Raw genomic sequence first — 22,158 nt, 5'->3', positions numbered from 1 at the left:
AGTTCCTTCGTGTCCTACGGCCAGGGCCCGGTGACGCGGGCGAGTTCGGCGTCGGCGCTGTCGACGGGCTTGGGTTGTTGGAAGATCTCGACTGCCATCGCGACCATGACCAGCGAATACACCAGATGAAGCAGGTGTATGGCGTCCTCGGGTAATTCCTCGAGGGGGAATTTGTCGCAGTAGGCGATAGCGTCCTCGACACGCGGAAAGCACGCGTCATAGAAGCCGATCAGCTCTTGCATGGGACTGGCAAGGCGGCGGGCGTAGCGTTCGGATTCGGTCTTCAGACACCACGTGACGGCGAACCGTTCGAGGTCGGCGAAGGCAGGCGGCAGCATTGTCGATGTCATCGCTCACCGGCTCCGGTGAGATCGTGGCGGTACTCATCGACCCAGTCGGCGACGACCTTGTGGAAATGACGCACGAGGATTTCCTGATCATTGACCGGGAAATGAGTCATGCCCGCCGTGCGATATGCCGATTCGAGCGCGGTCTGTGTGCCGGTGAGCATGCCGGCGTCTTGGAGGGCGAACTCTTTGAACACCACCGAGGCGACTTCGTGTTCGACTCGCTCACGGGCCGTGCGTGCCGGTTGGAAGCACAGCATGCCCTCGAACCGGTGGGAGTTGTAGGAGGTCGGCCAATAGCGGTAGAGCAGATACCAGCCGCGATAGATGAGGATCTCGATGTTGGGAAAGATCTGGAAGTTGTCGATGCCCCACGGCTCGACCCGACCAGGATTCAAACCCTTGGGCGGCTCGCCCAGATCCGGCGACTCCCACGGGCCGACCAGGCCGCTGCGGGTGATCCGTTCGATCGGATACATGAACTCCGCCGGCATCGTCCACCGTCGCGCACCGCCGGTGGAGACCATCCGATGGGGGCCGCCGACCTGGAAATGCGCACACTCGAAACCTTTCCCGGGGGTGCGCACGGCACTGGGGACCTGCTGCGAATGCAGGCCGGGGACGTGGTAATACTCCTGGAACGCGTCGGCGAACAACTTCCAGTTGCTCTGGTTGTCAGCCTTGAATTCGTACCATTCGGTCATCTTGTCGAACGGATAGCCATCCAGATCGGTGATCATCGGGCCCAGGAATTCGCGCAACGTCTGCCGCGGCGTGGCATCGAGATTGACGAAGATGAATCCGGCCCACACGTCGCAGTGCACCGGAGCCAGACCGAGCTCCGCTTTGTCGAGGTCGAAGAACTCGCCCTCTTGCTGCACGAAGCTCAGGGAGCCGTCGAGTCCGTAGCGCCAGCCGTGGTACTTACAGGTGAACTGGCGGCATGTCCCCGCGGTTTCCTCCCGCGGAAACTCGTTCCAGACGAGTTTGTTGCCGCGATGGCGACACACATTGTGGAACGCGTTGATGGCACCGTCACGATCGCGCACCACGACGATCGACGTGCGCGCGACATCGAGTTCCTTGGTGAAGTAGCTACCGGTCTTCGGCACTTGCTCGACCCGACCCACATTGAGCCAGGCGCGCTTGAAGATGGCCTCGCGCTCGAGTTCGAAGAACTCCGGCGACACCGAATCCTCGAACGACATCATCGAGGTACCCAGCTCGGGGTAGTGCTTGGTCCAACTGCCTTCGGTGGGTCTGGGCCATTGATGGGGCGTAGCCGGTTCGTCTACGACTTTGCTCATGATCGTTCCTCCCGTTCCGGGTCCGGTTGCAGGGCAACACTGTTCAACACCATCGCCAGGCACAGATACGAGCCGGCGACGAACAACAGCTCGATCAGTTGCCGATTGTCGAAATGGAGTTCGAGCTGTGCCCAGGTGGCGTCGTCGACGCGATGCTCTTCCAGTAGTTGGTCGGTCATCGCCAGTAGCGAGCGCTGCACCGGCGACCACACCGGTGCCCGCGGTCCGGAGCGCACCGCGGCGATCTGCTCCTCGGTGAGGCCGAGGGCCGTGGCGATCCGAACGTGCTGTGTCCATTCGTAATCCGACCGGCTGCGCCACGCGACCCGCAGGATCACCAGTTCGCGGTCTCGCGGGTCGACCGTGGGGCGCTCTATCAGCAGGCCGTTGTAGGCCAGCCACGCTCCCGCCAGTTCGGTGTGATGGGCCAGCACCCCGAGAATGCCCGGCATGGCTGGGGCGTCGGGTGCTCCGGAGAGGTACCGATCGGCCGATTTCACGTGTCCGCGGAACACGGCTCGCGTGTTCTCGTCCCACTCCCGTACCGGCAGCGGCGCCAGTCGAGGAACGGTGGAATGTGTCATATCACCGACCCGCCGTTCACTCCGAGGACCTGCCCGGTGATGTAGCCGGCCTGCTCCGAGCACAGGAAGACGCACGCGGCGGCGATATCCTCGCCGGTTCCCAGGTGTCCGACCGGGATCGCCTTGGCCATCTGGGCGCTGTCGGGCAGATGCCCGGCGGCCTGCGACTGGCGCGACATGGGCGTATCGATGCCGGACGGCGGAATCGTATTGACCGTGATTCCCGCGGCGGCGTATTCGCGCGCCAAGGCCTTGGTCATCGAGAGAACGGCGCCTTTGGACGCGGTGTAGTGCACCATGCCCGGCGAGCCGCGCTGCGCGCTCGACGACGAGATCGTCACGATGCGACCCCAGCCGGCCGCGACCATGTCCGCGACCACGGCTTGGGTGCAGTGGAATACCCCGTTCAGGTTCACGTCGACGACGCGATTCCACGCCTGCGGTGTGATCTCGGTGAACGGCGCGAAATCGACGGAACCCGCACTGGTGACAAGGATTTCGATCGCGCCGAACTCGACGCGAACCTTGCCGATCGCCTCGCGGACCGCGTCGCGATCGGTGACATCGACCGCGCAGGCCATTGCCGTCGCACCGGTGGCGCGCAACTGCTCGGCGACTCGCTGCGCGGCCGCGCCGTCGATATCGAGAACCGCGACTCGATGTCCGGAATCGGCGAGCCCCACGCAGATCGACTCGCCCATACCGGACGCTCCGCCGGTCACCACCGCAACCCTGGCTTGTGTCGATCGGCCGCGTACCGGCTCCGAAACCGTAGTGGCTGTGCTGCTCATATCCGTGTTCCTCTGCTCGTCGGCAAGGTGGGCGATCGCCGCCAGGGCGCGCGATGGCGCCGTCGTCGGCGCGGGGGAGGCACTTCCTCCGTGGAATGGGGTGGTCGCGATGGGCCGGCCGTCGGGGGCCGCCGGAACGACCGACGAGGCCTGTTCCTTTATTAATCGAGTGCTCAATTTGAGCGAGTGATTAAGATATACGTGACGGCGCTCACGACTGTCAAGAGTCGGAATCGCGAACCGGCCTTGCTGACGATCACGGCCCACGCGGCCGTAAACTGGTGAACCCCAACACCGCGGGCGCCGTCCGATCATGAATCGCGATCCACGCGGCAGGCCGAGCGCCTCTCGCACGACAGACAGGTCTCCATGTGAAGCCCGAGCGCAGCTCTGACGCCGAGAACTCCACCTCCCGCTCCGCCCTGCTGGACGCGGCCGAGCACATCATGCTGGAGGAGGGCTACGCCGCCGTCAGTTCACGCCGACTCGGAACCAGAGCCGGGGTGAACCCCGCCCTCGTCTACTACTACTTCGACAACATGGACAACCTTTTCGTCGAGCTGTTCCGTCGAGGGGCCGACCGCAGCTACGAACGTCAGCTACAGGCGCTGGAATCGGCGCAGCCGCTGTGGGCGCTGTGGGACTCCATTCATGACCAGTCACACACCGCTCTGACGATGGAATTCGTCGCCTTGGCAAACCACAGGAAAACGATCCGGGCCGAGATCGCCGATTCCTCGCGCCGATTCCGCTCGCTCCAACTCGACGCCGTGGCAAAGATTCTCGCCGACTACGGCGCGAGCGCGGCCCGCTACACCCCCGGCGCTCTCGTGCTGCTGATGTCGAGCATCTCGCGCTTTCTGCGGATGGAGGAAGCCTTCGACGTCGACACCGGCCACGCAGATGTCGTCGATCTCATCGAATCGTTCCTGCGTGAGGTCGAAGGGGAGCGGCCCGGCCGGGCGCGGTAGCCCGGGGTGAGCAGCGGTGTCGGGCGCTCTTCACCGAATCGCCCGATTCCGGTTCCCGGCCCGCCTCTAGTGGTACCGTCTGCGACCAGTAACACGGTTACTACTCGAGAAAGGCGCCCTCTCGTCGGGGCGACAACTGCACTTATGATCACTTTTTCTGCCCGTGCGCATCGACGCGCCGGACTGACACTGGCTGCCGCGCTGCTGGTGTCGCTGGGCGCGGTGAGCGCCCATTCCGCGCCGCCCGCGACCCGCGCCGACTGTCTGCCCGGTTCGGCGCCCGAATCCGGTTTACAGGGCGACGTCCCCGCCGCCGACCGTGACAGCGGTCGTTCTCGGGACGGATTCCGTTGCAACATGCGCTTACTCGGTGCCGCGGGCGGGCGGGGCGGTGGCATCACGTCGGTGACCTTCGAACACTGCGCCTACGTCGGCACGTTCTTCTCCGGTGATCTGCGGGGTCCGGACGCCGGCGTGCACGTCCTAGACGTGCGCGATCCGGCCGCACCCGTGCGCACCGCCACACTGACCGAACCCGCGATGCTGGCGGGAACCTGGGAGAGTTTGAAGGTCAACAAGACCCGCAAGCTGTTGGTCGGCGCGGGCGTGCCCGCCCTGGTCGGTGCGGGCTTGCTCTCGGTCTACGACATCAGCGACTGCGCGCATCCGCGCCTGCTCAACCCGGGCACCGGGACCGATCTGTCCCTGCCGCTGCCGATCACCGCCCACGAGGGCGGCTTCTCCCCGGACGGCCGCACCTACTGGAGCTCGGGTACCGCGCCCGGCCTGCTCAGCGCGGTCGACCTGACCGACCCGGCGAACCCGCGGGTCGTGTGGCAAGGGCTGCCCGGCCTTTCCATGCACGGGATCGGCGTCTCGCCGGACGGCAACCGCCTCTACCTGGCGAACAACTTGGGCGGGATGAAGATCCTCGACATCAGCGCGGTCCAGCGGCGCGATCCCGCACCGCAGGTGCCCGAGCTCGCTGATATGACGTGGTCGGATGGTTGGGCGACACAGCACACCGTCCCCGTGACGTACGGGGGAGTGCCCCATGTGTTCGCCGTCGACGAAGCCGGGTCCGGTGGTGTGAAACTCATCGACGTCTCCGACGATCGTCAGCCGCGGATCACCGGCTCCATCAAGCTCGAGATCAACCAGCCCGAACACCAGGACGCCATGCTCGCTTCGGCGGCGGGCGGGTCGCTGTTCTCCTACGACGCGCACTACTGTGCCGCCGACCGGCCCGCCGATCCCACGGCGTTGGCCTGTGGCTGGACCTCGTCGGGAATCCGCGTCTTCGATGTGCGGGATCCCGGAAAGGTGACCGAGATCGGCTATTTCAACCCACCCGCCCGCACCGGGGAAAGTGCGGCACTGTCGAACTCGCCGCACGCGCTCGCCTCGATCATCGGCCTGCCGCTGCTGTCGGCGCCCTCGGTCGCGCAGGCGATCTTGCGGGGCGAATTCGATCCGGAGCAGGCGCTGAGCCCACGGACCGGCACGGTAGCCTTCGGGGACCTGTCGACCGACTGGTGTTTCTCGCCTCCGGAGTGGCGCGGAAATCAGCTCTGGACCACCTGCGCCGACAACGGGTTCCTGGCGCTCGAGCTGTCACCGCAGGTCTACACCCCGCCGCTCGACCAGAACTCGACCACCGGATCATGAGCTGGCGCAGTGGTTTCCGCTTCGCCGCGTTGGGTGGGCTGGCACTGCTGCTGCTCGCGATGGGCGCGGCCCTGCGGCCCGTGCTGCCGGTCGGCACCACGGCACCGGCGGTCCTGAGCGAGACCGAGATCGGTTTCGTCCAAGACATGGTGACCCACCACAGCCAGGCGCTGCTGCTCACCCAGCGACTCGACGCCGACGCCGATCCGTTCGTCGTCGGTCTGGCACGGCAGATCGCCGACAGTCAGCGCACCGAACTGGGCATGCTGCTCGGCTGGCTCCGCTTGGCGGGCGCGCCCGTTCTCAACGAGCGCCCGATGGCATGGATGCCGGATTCCGAAGACGGACACCGGCATTCGGCTGATCACTCGGGGAGAACAATGCCGGGGACGGCCTCGGTTACCGAGCTGGACGAGTTGGCTGCCGCGCGCGGCAGCCAGGCCGAGATCACTTTCCTGCGCCTGATGCGGCGCCATCACGCCGGCGGCGTCGACATGGCCGCCGCCGCGGACGCCCTGCTCACCGGCGGCGAGGTCGAACGCTCTGCCCGCGAGATGGTGCGCACCCAGGGGCAGGAGATCGGACTGATGTCGCTACTGCTGGACCGGCGCGGGAACTGACCCGTGCCCCGGACAACACACGATGAAGGTATTGCTATGTCTACGATGACACGCCGTTCACTACTCGGCGGTGCCGCCGCTGCGGGGTTGCTGCTCGCTTCGGCCCGTGGCGCCGCCGCGCAGAACCCCATCGCCGCCCGCACAGGTGGTGTCCCGCTGACCGAGGAAGAACGTCGCGTGGTGGTGATCGGTTCCGGATTCGGCGGCGGAGTCACCGCGCTACGGCTGGCCCAGGCCGGGGTGCCGGTGCTGTTGCTCGAGCGCGGAAAGCGCTGGGTCACCGGCCCGAACGCGGAGACCTTCCCCCGGGCCACCCAGCCGGACAAGCGGTTGCTCTGGCATCGTTCGAGCCCGACGCTGTTCGGTACGCCACTGTTGTTCGAGCCCTATACCGGCCTGGTCGAAGCGGTGCCGGGTGCCGGAATGACAGCACTGTGCGCTGCCGGACTCGGCGGGGGATCGCTGGTCTACCAGGGTATGTCGCTGCAGCCGACCCGCGAGGTATTCGAAACCCACTTCCCCTCCGGGCTGGACTGGAAGCGGATGGACGAGGTGTTCTACCCCCGCGTCGCGCGCATGCTCGGCTTGGCCACCGCGCCGGATGAACTGGTCAACAGTGGGCCCTATGCCGCCGCACGGGTTTTCGCCGAGCGAGTCCGCGGCGCCGGAATGCCGCTGTCGAAGATCCCGATGCCGATCGACTGGGACTACGCGCTGGCCGAGCTGCGTGGGGAGATGAAACCGTCCTACACCAACGGTGACGGTGCGATGGGCGTCAACAACGGCGGCAAGCACACCGTCGACGTCACCTATGTCGCCGCCGCCGAGGCGACCGGAAAAGTGGACGTGCAGACCCTGCACGAGGTCACCGATATCGAACGTGCTCCCGATGGCCGCTGGGTGGTGCGCGTCGACCGGGTCGACACCAACGGCGTTGTCCAGGAGAACAAGGTCATCACGACGGGCACGCTCGTACTGTCCGCGGGCAGCCTCAACACCACGCGCCTGCTGGTGCGGGCCGGGGCCACGGGTGCGATCCCGGATCTCCCCGACGCACTGGGCAAGGGCTGGGGCACCAATGCCGACCGCATCTACGTCTGGCGTGATCCGGGCGCGAATTTCGGCTCCCCGCAAGGTGGTCCGGTGGTCTACGGCAGCAAGAACTGGGACGATCCGCGGTCGGCGTTCACCGTCATCCAGGCCTCTCTACCGCCGCTGTCGCTGGACGCGGGCAGCACCATGTTGGTCGGCTACGGCGTGAGCGAGGGACGCGGCGAATTCGTCTACGACACAGGCTCCGACACCGCGACACTGCGCTGGCCGTCCGACGGCGATCGGGCGATCCAGGACGGCCACATCGACCCCGCTGTTCGCCGAATCGCGGGACCGGACGCGCAACTGATCGACACCAACGCGATCTTCCCGTCGACCTGGCATCCGCTCGGCGGCGCGAACATGGACAGTGTGTGCGATCTGGACGGCCGGGTGCTCGGCCAGCGGGGGCTCTACGTGCTCGACGGAGCCCTCATGCCCGGCAACACCGCCGCGTGCAACCCGTCCATGACCATCGCCGCGATCGCCGAACGCGCATTGGATGTCCTGGTGCGCACTGATGTCGGTGTGGTGATCTGAGCGAGGCGCCGACGCGGACAAGCGCCGGCGGGGCGATCGTCGTTGACCTGTACGGGGGACGAACGGCCCGTTCGGCGCGGATACCGCGGTGCTACGCCTGACGTTCCATCGGCGCAGTCGCGGCACGTGCCGCCAGGAAGTCGTCGACGATGCGGGCGCAATCCTGGTGAGTCGAGGTGCGCAAGCCGATGAGCTTCGCGAAAACGAGCGGACCGACCAATTGCGACAGAACGAAGTAGGTGTCGAAGTCGCCCAGTTGTCGACGGGCATCGGGGGTATCGAGCACCTGGTCGAACGGCACCCGGTACTGGTCGATGATGCGCTGGCTGAGCGAGGTGATGGCCGGATTGTCGGCGTTGCGGTCCGCCCCGGTCGCCAGCCACGCCAATGTCGACACCTGTAGTGGCGCATCACGAATCGCGTCGGCCTGCCGTTCCAGCAAAGTGATGAGCCGATCCCGCAGCGGGCCTTCCGGCGGAGTCTCCAGCACCGGTGGCAGCAAACGTTCGATGGTGGCCGCCCGCAGTTGCATCGCATTGTCGAAATGCCGGTACAGGGTGGTTCTGGCGACCTTCGACAACTTGGTGACGCCCTCGATGGTCACCGCCTCCACTCCACCGGCCTGCAACAGGTCGGCCGCGGCATCGAGCAGGCGGGCGCGCGAGCGAGCCTTGCGTGGGTCGACTTCGACGTCGTCGGATCCGCTCATGTAGCCCAGTATTCCTCCGTCCAGGCAGATAACCGCATCGGCCTGCCTCCAGCAGCGTGGTTGTGCTACAAGTTGTAGCGTAGCAATACTAATAGTATCGGAGGCCCGATGGATTCCACCGGACGTGTGCGATTGTCCGCGGCCCAGCGCTGGCTACTGACACTGTCCTGTCTGGCGGTCGTTCTCGTCACCTCCTCGATGGCGGCGCTGTACACGGCATTGCCGGAGATCGCGGCAGCCACGGGTGCCAGTCAGGCCGAACTCACCTGGATCGTCGACGGATATACCCTGGCGCTGGCCTGCCTCGTCCTGCCTGCGGGTGCGATGGGCGACAGGTACGGCAGGCGGGTGGTCCTCGTCGTGGGACTGTTCATCTTCTCGCTCGCCTCGGCGGCTCCGCTGATCCTCGACACCCCGATCTGGCTGATTGCCGCGCGAGCCCTCACAGGAGTCGGCGCCGCGCTGGTCATGCCGTCCACGCTGTCGATGTTGACCGCGGGATTCCCGGTGGAACGGCGAGGCAGCGCGATCGGACTGTGGGCAGGCGTCTCGGGCGTCGGCGCGATTCTCGGTATCCTCGGCTCGGGCATCCTGATCGAAAGTTGGTCCTGGGTCTCGATTTTCGTCGGGATGGCCGTTGCCGGCGCGGTGCTCACGGTGGCAGCCTTCACCGTGCCCGAATCGGTGGACACATCCAGGCCCGCGATGGACCCGCTCGGCGCGGTCACCAGCGCCCTGGCAATCGGCGCGATCGTGGTCGCGGCGATCGAAGTGCCCGCGCGTGGCTGGCTCGATCCGATGGTGATCGCCGCTGCCGTGATCGGGCTGACCCTCGCTCTCGCATTCGTCGTCATCGAGAAGCGGGTCACTCATCCGTTGATCGACATCCGGCTCTTCGCCGACCGAGGCTTCGGTAGCGGCACTGCGATAGTCACATTGCAGTTCCTGGTGACCTTCGGCCTGTTCATGCTGATCGTGCAGCATCTTCAGCTCATCATGGGCTACCGGCCGCTGATTTCGGCACTGGCGCTTGCCCCGATGGGTATTCCGATGGTGGTGATCTCCGCGTTCGCACCCCGGCTGGCGGAGCGGATCGGATTGCGAATCCCCACTTTCACGGGATTGTCGGCAATCGGCGGTGGTCTGCTCATGATCGCGCAAGTCGACGCCCAGACCTCCTACCTGGATCTACTCGGCCCGCTGTTGCTGATGAGCGCGGGGATCGGGTTGTGTACCGCGCCCGCCACAGCCGCGATCGTCGACGGCACCCCGGTGGAGAAGCACGGTGTCGCCGCGGCGGTCAACGACGCGGCCCGCGAAGTCGGCGCCGCGATCGGTATCGCGATAGCGGGAAGTGTGCTCGCGGCGGGTTACGGCCAGCGCATCGCCCCCGCACTGCCCAATCTCCCCGAGGCCGCGCGCGAACCCGTCGGCGACTCACTCGCGGCGGCGCTGCAGGTCGCCGAGCGTGCGGGTCCACCGGCGCAGCCACTTGTCGATTTCGCGAAGTCCGCGTTCATCCACGGCATGCACCAATCCGCCACAGTGCTGGGCTTTCTGACCATCGGCGCGGCCGTTCTCATCGCCGTCTGGACGCCGGGCCGCCGCCGCGCCGCCGCGCCCGTCGCCACAGAACCTGACGATTCGCACCGAGAGGTCATCATCGAGTCCGGGGCGAACAGTGGGTCTTCGGGTTCCGAGAGGAGTTGAGGCGCGTTCTGCCCGGCCCTCGGTGAAGAACCAGTGTTGTCGTTCGTCGAAGGCCGCCTGTCTACGTGGGGCACGCTTCTATCGAAGAACGGGTGTCGCCGGTGATATTTCATAGCCTAAGGCTATATAAAAGCAGATCTCGAGCGCGCCTATCGCAGATCTCGGGCACTTCGGTGTAAGCCTGGAGAACTGGGATTTTTGGGATAAAACGCCTGATTATCCCGTATTTTCTGCCGAAGGCATCCCCCGCCGAACCTTGTGTGTACGGTCTATCCCGTTCAGGTATTCGAGTGCTGTACATCACGGAGGGGTGCAATCTTGGGGAGGCGAATATGCAAGTGGTCCGCAGTTCTGACAGGAGCGGTCGTCGCGGTCGGTGCGGGGCTGGTATCGGCGCCGGGGGCATCGTCGTTGCCGACCGCTGAGGTGGCCGTCGGCGACTTCTACAGCACGCCGATGCCACTGCCCGATGTGGCGGCGGGAGCGATCATCCGGACGGAGCCCGCGCATCTGGCCCTGTCTGTTCCGGGTCAGCCGGAGATGATTCCCGCATCGGCGACGCGAATCATGTATCGCAGCAACGACACCCATGACGAGCCGAGCGCTGTGGTCGGGACGTATCTGGAACCCGCAGCGCCATGGACCGGGCCGGGTGAGCGACCCTGGGTCGCTTTCGCGGGTGGTTCGAAGGGGCAGGGCGATCAGTGTGCGCCGTCGAAATTGCTCGCGAAGCTCGTCGACGTCCAGCCGCCGATGGATGTGATGGTCGAGTTCGACGTGCTGGCGTTGTACGCGCTGCTGGCTCGCGGAATGGCGGTCGTGATGACCGACTACCAAGGTCTCGGCACGCCCGCCGTGCACGATTTCCTCAACCGGAAGTCGCAAGGGTACGCCGTGCTCGACGCCGCGCGGGCGGCATCGGCGCTGCCAGGCAACGGCATCGGTGCCGGTGCTCCGGTCATGCTGTACGGGTATTCCCAGGGCGGTTCGGCCACGGGTGCTGCCGCCGAACTGCAGCTCGGGAATCAGGCCCCGGCGGTGCCGGTGCTCGTAGCGTCGAGCCGCAACGATGACGTACCGCCGTACGGCACAGTCCGTTCGACGGTGGAGCAGTGGTGCGCAGCTGGGTCATCCCGCACCGACCAACTGCCCGAGGCTGCCTTGACTCCGACATTTCGATGAGGATGTCGATGCGGGTGCCGCGACCGCGGCACCTGCTCGAGCGGTACTTGATGCCGGCGGCAGATCCGAAACGACTTCTCTGGGCATTCGGATTGCTGGCGCCGGTGTGCGCGCTGCTGCCCTCGCAGTTGGTGATGCGTACCGGTTTGTCGATCTTCTGGTGGATCGAACCGATCATCGTGCTGTTCGTGATTCCGGTGCTGGATCGACTTGTCGGTGAAGACGGCCACAATCCCAGCGACGAGGACTACGAAGAACTCGGTGCCAACCGCTTCTACCGGTGGTGTACCTACCTGTTCCTGCCGATTCAGGTCGCTGCTCTGGCGATCGCCTGCCACCTGTGGGCTGGTTCGGAACTTCGGTTCGTCGACAAGCTGGGGCTGGCCGTGACCGTCGGCTTCTTGGCGGGTATCGGTATCAACGCCGCGCACGAACTCGGTCACCGGGTCGAGCGGCTCGAGCGGTGGCTGGGGAAGGCGGCGTTGGCGCAATCGGGGTACGGGCATTTCTACGTCGAGCACAATCGGGGCCATCATGCTCGGGTTGCCACACCGGCGGACCCGGCCAGCGCGCGGTTCGGGGAGTCGTTGTGGGAATTCCTGCCCCGTAGCGTGATCGGGGGCTTTCGGTCAGCGCTCGAACTGGAGCGGGAGCGGCTGCGCCGCCAGCAACGCTCGTGGTGGGGCCCGCGCAACAATATTCTGCAGGCGTGGGCGATGACGCTGGTGCTGTTCGGCGGGCTCGTCGCGACGTTCGGGCCGAGTGTGGTGCCGTATCTCGCTATTCAGGCGGTGATGGGCGTGTGGCTGCTCGAGACGGTGAACTACGTCGAGCACTACGGCCTGCTGCGACGTCGATTGCCGAACGGTCGTTGGGCGCGCTGCTCGCCGGCCGACAGCTGGAACTCCGACCGCCTTGTCACCAACATCTTCCTGTTCCACCTACAGCGGCACAGCGATCATCACGCCAATCCCGGGCGCCGATATCAAACCCTGCGCACCGCGCCCGAGGCGCCGCAGCTACCCGCGGGCTATGCCACCATGATCGTTATGGCGTCGGTGCCCGCACTGTGGCGGCGCACTATGGATCATCGGGTCCTGGCGCATTACGACGGCGACCTCACCCGCGCCAATACGATGCCCGGCCGCGTTCAGCGTTCGAGGCGCGGGTCGAAGTGATCACGAAGAAGGCTGTCACCGCCCGGTGCGGGACTCACTACAGACTGGTGGGATCGCCGAACACCGCTCCGCTGTCGTCGACTTCGGGTGTTCTGGTTTGCACGTAGGTGTATTGGCGGATGGTGGCCGGGCCCACGCAGTTGTCGACTTTGATGTGGAAGTCGCGGGCCACGATCTGCACGGTCTTGCCCGGGATGAGCGGCTTGCCGTCACCGATTTCGATGTTGGTGATGTCGCCGGGTTGTAGTTGCAATTCCAGGAACAGACCTGGGTCCACCGCGATGGAGGGGGTGATGCCGTTGAACTCCTGCACCTGTCCCGATTCGAACTCCTGTGATTGCCCGGACTCCTGCGTCTCGATCTCCACCGACTCGCCGGAACTCGACCGCTCGACAGACCGCGACTGCGCCTGCTCTGTCGCCTGGCGCTGCGCCTGCTCCGTCGCGTAGTTCTGCTGCGGCCCCTCGAGCCCGAATTCCGTGGTGGGATCGACGCCAGGGACCACAGTATCGAGCCTGGCCGCACAGCCGACCGAGTATCCGGTCTTGAGCACGCCCTCTGCCTGCCCGTCGAGCCGTCCGTAGGCGACAGTGGAGACCAACGCTTCACGGCTGATGGGGGAGTTGTTCAACGGCGCGATTCGATAGATGACCTCGTCGTGTGTGCCGACGGTGAAGCTGCCTATAGCCGACTCGAAAGTCTTCTCGTGCGGTGGCAGATTGACGCTATCGGCATGTGCGGTCGGCTGCGACAGTATGGCCAGCGCTGAGGCGGCACAGCTCACTCTCCGGATGATTCGCAACATGACCCCGGACACTAGTGACACCGACGACCGTTTCCCCTCCGTCACGCGGGCGCGTGTCCCGACCGATGCAGCTTCTTGTTCCCTTGTTCATCCGGCACCCACACCGGTTCGGTCGATCGACATCGTGGTCGCTGCCCGGACTAGCTGTCCGGTCCGGCCTCGTGCCCAGGACGACCATGGGAGCGGCGGGCTTCTTTCATCTCGGCCTCGTACAGGTGGGTGCGGCCGTCGACGAGCTCGTCGCGGATCTCACGCTCGATCTGCCGGAACCGCGCGTAGTAGCCCTCGTCGTATTCCTCCACGATCTGGAAAGTCCACCGGCCGGGCAGCACATTGCGGCCGACGAGCTCGGCGGACAGCTTCTCGGCGAGCCGATGGTGGCCGGCCTCGCGCAGCATGTCCACCGCCTCACCGAGAGCGAGATCGGCACCGCCGGTGAGTTGGTGGAAGCTGTAGAGATGCCCGCGAGCCCGTTCGGTCGTCTCCAGCGCCTCCGACAGCTTGCCGACCGCTGACACTGTCGGGGAGTCGACGCCGACGGGTCGCCGATGCCTCTGTGCAGGCTGATCGTTGTCAGTCATGCCCCGAGGCTATCGCTGATCCTCTTATGTGGGCGCAGGGTCGCGGTGACGGCGCTGTACATGGTGGTTTTGATGGCGGCCAGCGTTGCCGGATTCTTGCCGAGGACAGGGGTGATCCGGTCGACGGCGGTGGTGAGGACCTCGGTTTCGGGGGCGGTGGCGTCGACGAGACCGACGGCCAACGCTTCCGGTCCGCTGAAACGGTGCCCGGTGGTCATGGCGGTCACCGCGGCTTGGGAGCTGAGCTTGGCCTGGATGAGGTCGGCCATGCCGAGGGTGAAGGGAATGTTGATGTCGACCTCGGGGAAGCAGTAGTAGCCGCGGTCTTCCCGCATCACGCGATAGTCGTGGGCCAGGGCCAGCATCGCGCCCGCACCGAAGGTATGGCCGTTGACCGCGGCGATGGTGGGCAGCGGAAAAGTCAGGATGCGGGCGAACAGTTCCTGAACGCGCCCGACGTACCAGTCGGCGCGATGGCCGTTGGCCATGAGCCAGTCCAGATCCAGGCCGTTGGAGTAGAACTTCCCGCTGCCGGTGGTGACCAAGCCATGAGCATCGCGCTCGACGCCGTCGAGGTGGGCGTTGACGGCGTCGAGCCAGTCCGGGGAGAACCGGTTCTCGTCGACTCCGAGGGTCAGTACAGCGATCTTGTCCTGGTAGTGCAGGTTGGCGGTCATGGTGTTTCCTTCACTTCGTTGTGGTGGGAGTGGTGGTGGAAAGAGGCTGGGCAAGGACCGCGCGCGAGGCGTTGGCGCACTGCGGGATCGGGGTTTCGGCGGCCTCGCAGCAGCAGCGCGGTGGGCAGTTCCACCACGCAATCGCGGATGACGGCCACGGCCTCGAGGTGGGCGCGGTCGAACACGCGGCGCGACAGATTGACGAACAGCTCGGACAGGGTCTGATCGAGTCGGCGGAGCTCCTCGGCGATGTCGTCAGGGATCTCGCTGGAACCGAGGAGTTCCCGGCGAGGCACGGTCAGCAGGAAACGCACTGAGACCGGTTGCTGCACAAGAAATTCGGCGGGGGAAGGCGTGATAACTGCTCCGACGGTGCGTTTTTGGTGGCATTTTCCCAGGTCAACGTCTCGTGCTGCGTCGAGACGGACCCGGTGACGTTTCTCACCGGTTAATTAGAGCATGCGCTCTTGTTTGTTATGGAGCATGTGCTCCCGTATGTGGAGTCCTGCTGGGAAGTTCTTCGGCGAGGACGATCGTCACAGGCCGGTGGTCGGCCGTAACGGGGGCGGTCTCGCCAGCGGGCCCAGGCCATTTCACGGGGTCGCGATCGCACGTACCCCTTGTCGTCGAGCTCTGGGCAGTCGGTACCCGGTGTCGAGTTAAGACACTGTGGCGCAACAGTATTCGAGGAACCGTCAGGGGGTTCGTGTCGGGGGCAGACCCCGGTAGTGCCGCCTCGGACCGGCGTGGCCACGGTCGTGTCGTGGCCGGGGAATTGGGTAGAATCCAAATATCCGCGATCGGTCCCGTGGAATGTTACAAAGCGCTGAATCGCTTGTGCGGCAACATAATTGACGACGTAGAGTCGTCGACACAGCGAAGTCGTTCTCTTCAGATGACCGATCGCCGGACAATGGCGTTTCGTGAACGGTCTGTGCAGGTTTCTCGGCCGTACCCACATTGTCCCCGTCGTGTCGACGTGACCATCCACGGATCGTGACGTCCGAACTCACCGTTCCAGTGCAAGATCAGCGCACCGTCTGCCTACGTGCCACGACGCTACGGATCTGTCCGCAGGTTCCTGGCGTGAGGTTCGAGGCCTCAGTACAGGGGGGAGGTCAACCGACCCGTCTCGATCCTGTCAGCCCCAGTGAACCATCCGGGGATCTCACCGCCATGTGGCCGCACCAAAGGAATTCAGCGTTATGGACAACCCCGCGCTACCCGAAGTCCGCCGTAACGATGCTCGTCCGACAGGGAACCCGCAGCACCAGGGCGAACCCGTCGCGCTGATGTTCAGACATCCGAGTGCGACTGAGCCGATCGCCGAATACCAGGGCTCCGCGACGCGCGAACTGCTCGCGCCGGTCAACGCGCGACTGTACGAGATCCTCATCAGCGGTGGTGAATTCGACGATATCTGCAGGCACATCCTCGCCGCTCCCGGCAAGCGGGTGCGGGCACGTCTGGTTCTCGCGAGTGCGGGTCTGCTCGTGACCGACGCGTCCGAACCCAGTCGCGCCGCCCTCGATCTGGCCTGCGCGATGGACATGCTGCACGAGTCCTCGCTGGTGCACGACGATATCTGTGACGGTTCGCTGCTGCGCCGCGGCGCGACCTCGGTGCCCGCCGCGTTCGGTGTGCGCATCGCCGCCAGAGCGGGATTCCACATAGCCGGTGCTGCGGTGCAACTGATCGCGCAGGTGCTTGCCGACAACCCGAGAGCGTTCGCGTGTCTGGGTGAACTGCCCGGCGTGACGTATTCCGACGGGCTGTCGGAGCTGTCATTCGGCCAGCTCATCGAGATGCTGCCGCCCGCGGTCGAGGCGACCGCGCTGCGCCGTCATTACCGACTCGTCGCCGGCGCCAAGACCGGCACCTTGTTCCGATTGTCCTGCTCCTACGGCGGCACCGCGGGCGGTGCCGATCACGATCGCCTGCGAGCGTTGATGACATACGCCGATGAGCTCGCACTCGCGTTCCAGATCATGGACGACGTCCGCGATGTCGAGGGCGGTCCCGAGCTGGGCAAGGACGCAGGTGGTGACCTGGAACGACGGGTTCCGACCTGGCCGGTGATCGAATGGCTCGAGATGCGCCCCGGGGCGCGGGAAATGTGGCTGTCCGCGGACACCTCGAGCGCGACCCTGCAAGCCGATCTGATCGACAGCGGGGCCACCGGAGCCGCGCGCGCGGTTGCCCTCGACGCCACACAGAAGGCGAGCGATGCGCTCGACATCTTCCCGTCATCGTCTGCTCGCGACGACCTCCATGCACTGCTACAGGAAGTGATCACCCGATGAGACAGACCAGAATCGGATCACTCGCCCATGGATTTCGACACCTGCGCCGCGCACCGGACATGGCCGCGCTACGGGCCGCCTCCTCACCGGAGGAGCTTGCCCGGCTGGCGCTGATCCCCGCCGGTCGCAACCTGGGTATCTCGGTGAGCTTCCTGCCCACGCATCTGCAGGCAGAGGCCACCGCCGCCCTGCTGGCTTGCCGAGTTCTCGACGCCTTCGAGGATCTCAGTGACCGCGCGATCGCGAGCTGCGCCGTGCTGGACGCTGCGGACTATCTCAACGGCAACACCGAGACGAAGCCTCCCGCACTGCCATCGGTCAGCGCGGAAGCCCGCGACAGCGAAGCGGTCGACCGGCTTCTGGCCGAGCGCATCGGCGACATCAGGGCTCTGCTCACAGCGCTGTCACCGGCCGGGCGCAAGCGTGTCGGCGCGGTGGTCATCGATATCGCACGGGTGATGGCACGCAACATCGACTCGCCGCTGCCGCGGGTCGCCTACAGCGAAGGTGTGCTCGGCCGGGTCACCTATTACGCGTGTGAACTCGTCACCGAACCCGTTGTGCCCGAGGCAGATCTGCGCGAATTGGCCGGTTGTCTGGCCATCATCGCCCAGTCCGCCAACGACCTGCGCGACAACGAGCTCGAGATCTACGGCGTCGCCGACCGCGCGGAACTGAAGCGGAAGGTGATGCTCCAGCTTCTGGTGCCGGCGCTGGGCGGCTTCGCCCTGCTGGCCAGGCTCGGTCCCGCCACGCCGAGTTTCGGTGCGCGGGCGGCGATGGCGCACATGACCATCACCACGACCGCCTTTTTGTGCGGTGCCGTCGACGCGCCCCCACCCTTCCGGCGCAAGGTCGCCGCCGCGCTCCTCGCGGCGGCCTCGTCGAAGTACTGGACCAGGATGCTGGATCGGGTGCGGCGAAGTGTCGACGTGGCAGTCCACCGAATGCTGGACGACTCTCCGGAGTTCGGCGCCGGGACGAACACGGCGACCGAGGCGCTCGTCGTGGGCGACCCGCTGTCGATGCCGACCTCGCTGGTACCGCTGATCGTCGACACCACCTTCGCCATGGTGCAGACCCTGCCCGAAGGCGCGCTGACCGGCGAGCTCACCGACGCCGAGGTACGCACCATGCTGATCGCCGACCACCTGGCTTTCAGCGCGATGGAACGGGTGCCACCACACGACCCCGACGCACTGCAAGCCCTCGCCACACAACTCCAACTCGGCGCCCTCGACACCGGCGGGGGCGATCGGTAGACCAGCTTTCAACGCACTATTTCTCGGACGAACCGCTCGCCGATCCACTACCCAGGAGGCACAACGGATTCGCCACCATGGCCGCCTGCGCCGAACCGGACGACGAACCGGTGATCCCGGAGTCGACCGGTGGCGTATTCGGCACCGGTGCTGCCGGGTTGCCCGAGCCGCCCGTCAACATCGACGCGCCGTCGAGATTCGCGGGAGCCGAGACATCGAGCAGATCCAGAACGGTCGGTGTGATGTCGGCGAGGGTGTATCCGTTGTTCTGCGTTCCCGCCGCGAACCCCGCTCCCCGGGCGATCACGAAACTGGCTGTCTCGTAGGCGCTCTGCCCACCATGCCCCCCGTCCGGCTTGTGTCCGTGGTCGGTGGTCACCAGAATCGTCCACCGCTCGTTCGAATGCGCGGCCGCCCGCGCGTCCACCGCGGCGGTGATCTGCCCGACCAGGCCGTCCACTCGGCCGATGGCATCGCGATACGCCTGCGGCCAGACTCCGCGCAGCGTATGACCCACGATGTCCACCTGATCGAGGTGCGTGAACAGCAGATCGGTCCCTTCCGCGGTGATGGCCGCGACAACCTCCGCGGTGGCATGGGAATCGGCGGTGGTCTCACAGACCCCCGCACCGGTGGGATCGATCTGCGTGACGGCCACCCGGTCGGCCTGCGGGCTGCCGGTGCGCGCAATCATGCCGATCTTGTCCCAGGTCCCGATGGAGGCCGTCGACAACGACGGACGCTCCCGCTCCACCTGGGTGAACACCGTCGGATACTGTGCGAAAGGTCCTGCGTTGCACGTGGATCCGTTGTCCTGGATCCCGTGCTTGGTGTCCCACACGCCGGTCAGCGCCGTTGCCCACGAGACGCACGACATGGTGGTGTGCGGGGCGATGGAGGTGCGTGCCAGAGTGCCCTCCGCGGCCAGGCGGTCGAGGTTGGGGGCATCGGCCGCCGACACCTCGCTCCACAGTGTGCCGTCGATGCCGATGACCACGACCTTGTTCACGACCGGAGCCGCAGGGGCAGGCGCTGCCGCGGCGAAGGGGACAGCGGCCAAGGCGGCGGCAGCGAGTATGCGGTGAGTACGAGACATGCGCGGCACCGTAGTTGCCGAGCGACTACGACACCCAGCAAATTGGACAATCGACCTATACGGTCCCGCTCACTGGGAAAGCTCCATAGTCGCGCGCCCGTTGCGTGCGGTGAATCTCCGAGCAATTGCCGTGTGAGGTCCGGTTGATTGCCATGGGCTATCGCTCGCTGTCGACGCCGGAAACGGCCGTAGGGTCGTCGAACATGAGCATTCGTCTCGGATACCAGATGCCCTACTTCGGCTACGCGGCCTCCCCGCGCGAACTGTTCCCGCAGGTCATCGCGCAGGCGCAGGAGGCGGAGGCGGCCGGATTCGATGCCGTGCTCTTCATGGACCACTTCTATCAGGTCTATGGGCAACCCGACGACTGGATGCTGGAGGCCTACACCGCCCTGGCCGGGCTGGCCACCGTCACCGAGCGAATCCAGCTGGCCACCCTGATGACCTGCAACACCTACCGCAATCCGGCGCTGCTGGCCAAGATCGTCACGACGCTCGATGTGATCAGCGGCGGCCGCGCGGCCCTCGGCATCGGCGCGGGCTGGTTCGAGCAGGAGCACCTCGGCTACGGCTTCGAATACGGCAGCTTCACCGAGCGCTTCCAGCGGCTGGACGAGGCCCTGCAGATCATCTCGCCGATGCTGCGCGGGCAGCGGCCGACCTTCCATGGCAAGTGGTACCGCGCCGAGAACGCGATCAACGAGCCGAAGGTGCGTGACGACCTACCGATCCTGCTCGGTGGCGGCGGTGAGAAGAAGACCTTCGGCCTGGCCGCGCGATACGCCGACCACCTCAACCTCCTCTGCCACACCACCGACCTGCCGAGGAAATTGGCCACACTGCGACAGCGCTGCGAGGAGGCCGGGCGCGACCCACAGACCCTGGAGACCAGCTTCCGCGCGGTCGTCGTCGTCGACGAGAACGGCGACCGCGCGCGCAAGCTGGCGCAGGAGTTCATGCAGCGCGATGTCGTGGTGGTGATCTCGGAAGACAGCGTGTTCGCCGGCACCCCCGACGATGTGGCGGAGCAGGTCCAGCGCCGCATCCTCGATCACGGGGTCGACGGCCTCATCGTGAACATGGTCGCCAACGGCCACGAGCCGGGCATCCTCGAACTGGCGGGCAAGGCCCTGAGCCCGCTGGTCCACGGCTGAGTCGCGGCTGTTCCGTCCGGCAGGCAGGGCGTCGCGCGGATTGATGCCCCGCCGAGGAAGTCGCCGTGATTATCGAGTCGACCTCGTGCGGCGAACGTCTCGGCTCGGAAAGAGGCTGTCCCACAGTTTTGTCGGGGTGCGTTCAGGATCCATCAGTTCGTTTTCCGCCAGGACGCTGTCCTCGTCCACGACGGTGTCGGGGTCGAATCGGACCAGGGTGCGGCCTTCGCCGCGCAGCGCGTCGACGGTGCGCACGAGCGAGGATGTTTCGGCGAGGGTGGCGTCGAATTTCGCGGGGTCGGCGTCGAGGTGTTCGCAGAGCAGGCGGCGGCGGATGCCGAGGATGGTGTCACGGAGGACTTCGCCGTCGGCGGTTGTCGGGGTGACCTCGACGGCGAGGTCGCATTCGGTGTCGAAGCCCATCGATCGATTGTTGAGGTTCGATGATCCGACCCGCAGCAGGCGGTCGTCCATCACCAGCACCTTGGCGTGGACATAGATGGGCGCACCGGCGGCGGTGACCGGGTAGTAGACGCCGAGCCGGTGGTGGATGTCGGCTTTCCACAGCAGATGCAGGAGGCGTCGGCGGGCGCCGTCCATGGCCGCTTGCTCGAGCCAACCGTCGGCGTTGCGGGGGAGTACCAGCACGATCTCCGGGCCGTTCGGTTCGCGCAGGCGCGCGGCGATCGCCTCGGCGAGAGTGCGCGACGCCAGGTACTGGCTCTCGATGTACAGCGCGCGGGTGGCGCCCGCGATCGCCGCGCGATACAGCGCCTCGATCTCGCGGACCTCGGTGCGGTCGGCGAGTTCGGGCAGAGTTCGGGCGATCCCCACGTCGACGGAGCGCATCGTCGGCTCCAGGTCTTCCGGCCACGGCGTGTCCCCGGCGACCTCGTCGACCGGGCTCAGCTCTTGCCCCGTGGCCGATTTCCATCGGGCGGCGGCAAGTTCGCCGATCGCCTTCGCCGCGGCGCCGTCCACGGCGGTGGTCGCATCGTGCCAAGGGCCGTAGCGGGCGTCGTTCGGCGCGGTGCGGTAGGTGTTGTCGTCGCGGTGGTCGCTGGTGTCCCAGCGGTCGACGGTCATGTCGATGCCGCCGCAGAACGCGAGTTGGTCATCGATCACGATGATCTTCTGATGGTGCGCCGCGCCGACGGGGTGCGCGCCGTCGATTTCGAAGTGCAGGCGTCGGTCGGTCATCCAGTTGACGACGAAGATCGGTGTCATCCCCCGGCCGATCGCGGCGAACGCGCCGACATTCCATTTCAGCAGGTAGATCTCGAGATCCGGACGTTGCTTCGGCAGCCAGGACAGGAATTTGCCGAGTCGATCGGGCCCTTCGAGGGTCTTGCCCTGCGGTTCGAACTTGATCCGGGTGTCGAAGTCCCAGCCGATCAGCACGATGCGTTTGCGCGCCCGCAGCATCGCGGCCTTGGCGTAGCGGAAGTAGTCCGCCGCGTCGATGATGCAGGCCAGGCGATCTGCCTGGGCGATCTGCCAGCAGGTTTCGCCGGGAGTGAGGATTTGTCGCTCGTCGCTCATGTGTCGTCAGTCCCGTCGTTCGGCACCCGTCCCCGCAGG

At 66.0% G+C, this 22,158-nt stretch carries 21 protein-coding genes; 10 read left to right on the top strand and 11 right to left on the bottom strand.

The genetic code is table 11. The features are described 5' to 3' along the window. Positions 1-14: 14 nt before the first annotated feature. The 4 genes from OHS03_RS12540 to OHS03_RS12525 are packed head-to-tail and all read right to left on the bottom strand — an operon-like array spanning position 15 to position 3,029. Positions 15-350, bottom strand: coding sequence for a hypothetical protein (locus OHS03_RS12540; protein ID WP_056809046.1), 336 nt, complete (start codon positions 348-350; stop codon positions 15-17). Further along, positions 347-1,654: an aromatic ring-hydroxylating oxygenase subunit alpha gene (locus OHS03_RS12535; RefSeq protein WP_328662891.1), complete on the bottom strand. Its 1,308-nt coding sequence runs from the start codon at positions 1,652-1,654 to the stop codon at positions 347-349. The genes OHS03_RS12540 and OHS03_RS12535 overlap by 4 nt, the downstream gene beginning before the upstream one ends. Continuing rightward, the gene (locus OHS03_RS12530; protein ID WP_328662890.1) at positions 1,651-2,238 is read right to left on the bottom strand and encodes a carboxymuconolactone decarboxylase family protein; all 588 of its coding nucleotides are present in this window, start codon (positions 2,236-2,238) and stop codon (positions 1,651-1,653) included. The genes OHS03_RS12535 and OHS03_RS12530 overlap by 4 nt, the downstream gene beginning before the upstream one ends. Continuing rightward, positions 2,235-3,029 (bottom strand): SDR family NAD(P)-dependent oxidoreductase, encoded by a 795-nt coding sequence (locus tag OHS03_RS12525; RefSeq protein WP_328664199.1) that lies wholly within the window; start codon positions 3,027-3,029, stop codon positions 2,235-2,237. Before OHS03_RS12525 ends, OHS03_RS12530 begins: the two co-directional genes overlap by 4 nt. 371 nt (positions 3,030-3,400) lie before the next feature. Between OHS03_RS12525 and OHS03_RS12520 the strand changes: the two genes are divergently transcribed. The 4 genes from OHS03_RS12520 to OHS03_RS12505 all read left to right on the top strand — a co-directional run bounded on the left by OHS03_RS12520 (position 3,401) and on the right by OHS03_RS12505 (position 7,920). Further along, a complete protein-coding gene (locus OHS03_RS12520) occupies positions 3,401-4,000 on the top strand; it encodes a TetR/AcrR family transcriptional regulator (protein ID WP_328662889.1) in 600 nt (199 codons plus the stop codon). A 144-nt stretch (positions 4,001-4,144) separates the two neighbouring features. Next, positions 4,145-5,668, top strand: a complete 1,524-nt coding sequence (locus tag OHS03_RS12515) for an LVIVD repeat-containing protein (RefSeq protein ID WP_328662888.1) — start codon at positions 4,145-4,147, stop codon at positions 5,666-5,668. After that, the gene (locus tag OHS03_RS12510; RefSeq protein WP_328662887.1) at positions 5,665-6,288 is read left to right on the top strand and encodes a DUF305 domain-containing protein; all 624 of its coding nucleotides are present in this window, start codon (positions 5,665-5,667) and stop codon (positions 6,286-6,288) included. Before OHS03_RS12515 ends, OHS03_RS12510 begins: the two co-directional genes overlap by 4 nt. A gap of 36 nt (positions 6,289-6,324) precedes the next feature. After that, a complete protein-coding gene (locus tag OHS03_RS12505) occupies positions 6,325-7,920 on the top strand; it encodes a GMC oxidoreductase (RefSeq protein ID WP_328662886.1) in 1,596 nt (531 codons plus the stop codon). 91 nt (positions 7,921-8,011) lie between these two features. On the opposite strand, the gene OHS03_RS12500 is transcribed toward OHS03_RS12505, so the two are convergent. Then, positions 8,012-8,629 (bottom strand): TetR/AcrR family transcriptional regulator, encoded by a 618-nt coding sequence (locus OHS03_RS12500; RefSeq protein ID WP_328662885.1) that lies wholly within the window; start codon positions 8,627-8,629, stop codon positions 8,012-8,014. Between the two features lie 108 nt (positions 8,630-8,737). Between OHS03_RS12500 and OHS03_RS12495 the strand changes: the two genes are divergently transcribed. The 3 genes from OHS03_RS12495 (at position 8,738) to OHS03_RS12485 (ending at position 12,699) form a co-directional block, all read left to right on the top strand. Next, complete coding sequence (locus OHS03_RS12495) at positions 8,738-10,339, top strand: MFS transporter (RefSeq protein ID WP_328662884.1); 1,602 nt, start codon at positions 8,738-8,740, stop codon at positions 10,337-10,339. 318 nt (positions 10,340-10,657) lie between these two features. After that, positions 10,658-11,521, top strand: coding sequence for a lipase family protein (locus OHS03_RS12490; protein WP_328662883.1), 864 nt, complete (start codon positions 10,658-10,660; stop codon positions 11,519-11,521). Between the two features lie 8 nt (positions 11,522-11,529). Next, the gene (locus OHS03_RS12485) at positions 11,530-12,699 is read left to right on the top strand and encodes an alkane 1-monooxygenase (protein WP_328662882.1); all 1,170 of its coding nucleotides are present in this window, start codon (positions 11,530-11,532) and stop codon (positions 12,697-12,699) included. A 37-nt stretch (positions 12,700-12,736) separates the two neighbouring features. Here OHS03_RS12485 and OHS03_RS12480 read toward each other — a convergent pair whose 3' ends face one another. The 4 genes from OHS03_RS12480 to OHS03_RS12465 all read right to left on the bottom strand — a co-directional run bounded on the left by OHS03_RS12480 (position 12,737) and on the right by OHS03_RS12465 (position 15,076). Beyond that, entirely contained in the window at positions 12,737-13,504 is a 768-nt protein-coding gene (locus OHS03_RS12480) for an MspA family porin (protein WP_328662881.1), read from the bottom strand. A gap of 140 nt (positions 13,505-13,644) precedes the next feature. Further along, a complete protein-coding gene (locus OHS03_RS12475) occupies positions 13,645-14,085 on the bottom strand; it encodes a hypothetical protein (protein WP_328662880.1) in 441 nt (146 codons plus the stop codon). Beyond that, the gene (locus tag OHS03_RS12470) at positions 14,082-14,762 is read right to left on the bottom strand and encodes an enoyl-CoA hydratase/isomerase family protein (RefSeq protein WP_328662879.1); all 681 of its coding nucleotides are present in this window, start codon (positions 14,760-14,762) and stop codon (positions 14,082-14,084) included. The genes OHS03_RS12475 and OHS03_RS12470 overlap by 4 nt, the downstream gene beginning before the upstream one ends. Further along, positions 14,759-15,076, bottom strand: a complete 318-nt coding sequence (locus tag OHS03_RS12465; protein WP_328662878.1) for a hypothetical protein — start codon at positions 15,074-15,076, stop codon at positions 14,759-14,761. Before OHS03_RS12465 ends, OHS03_RS12470 begins: the two co-directional genes overlap by 4 nt. 891 nt (positions 15,077-15,967) lie before the next feature. Here OHS03_RS12465 and OHS03_RS12460 point away from each other — a divergent pair. Together OHS03_RS12460 and OHS03_RS12455 are read left to right on the top strand one after the other, a co-directional pair. Continuing rightward, entirely contained in the window at positions 15,968-17,065 is a 1,098-nt protein-coding gene (locus tag OHS03_RS12460) for a polyprenyl synthetase family protein (protein WP_328662877.1), read from the top strand. Then, positions 17,062-18,327, top strand: coding sequence for a hypothetical protein (locus OHS03_RS12455; RefSeq protein ID WP_328662876.1), 1,266 nt, complete (start codon positions 17,062-17,064; stop codon positions 18,325-18,327). Before OHS03_RS12460 ends, OHS03_RS12455 begins: the two co-directional genes overlap by 4 nt. A 16-nt stretch (positions 18,328-18,343) precedes the next feature. On the opposite strand, the gene OHS03_RS12450 is transcribed toward OHS03_RS12455, so the two are convergent. Continuing rightward, complete coding sequence (locus OHS03_RS12450; protein WP_328662875.1) at positions 18,344-19,423, bottom strand: alkaline phosphatase family protein; 1,080 nt, start codon at positions 19,421-19,423, stop codon at positions 18,344-18,346. Between the two features lie 203 nt (positions 19,424-19,626). Between OHS03_RS12450 and OHS03_RS12445 the strand changes: the two genes are divergently transcribed. Continuing rightward, positions 19,627-20,577, top strand: coding sequence for a TIGR03560 family F420-dependent LLM class oxidoreductase (locus OHS03_RS12445; RefSeq protein ID WP_328662874.1), 951 nt, complete (start codon positions 19,627-19,629; stop codon positions 20,575-20,577). Between the two features lie 69 nt (positions 20,578-20,646). Here OHS03_RS12445 and OHS03_RS12440 read toward each other — a convergent pair whose 3' ends face one another. Beyond that, positions 20,647-22,119, bottom strand: a complete 1,473-nt coding sequence (locus tag OHS03_RS12440; RefSeq protein WP_328662873.1) for a phospholipase D-like domain-containing protein — start codon at positions 22,117-22,119, stop codon at positions 20,647-20,649. Positions 22,120-22,158 lie beyond the last annotated feature (39 nt).

Source organism: Nocardia salmonicida (assembly GCF_036142455.1).
In the GTDB taxonomy this organism is placed as follows: Bacteria; Actinomycetota; Actinomycetes; order Mycobacteriales; family Mycobacteriaceae; genus Nocardia; species Nocardia salmonicida.
The sequence above is the reverse complement of the archived record's forward strand: the minus strand, read 5'-3'. Positions and strand labels throughout refer to the sequence as shown.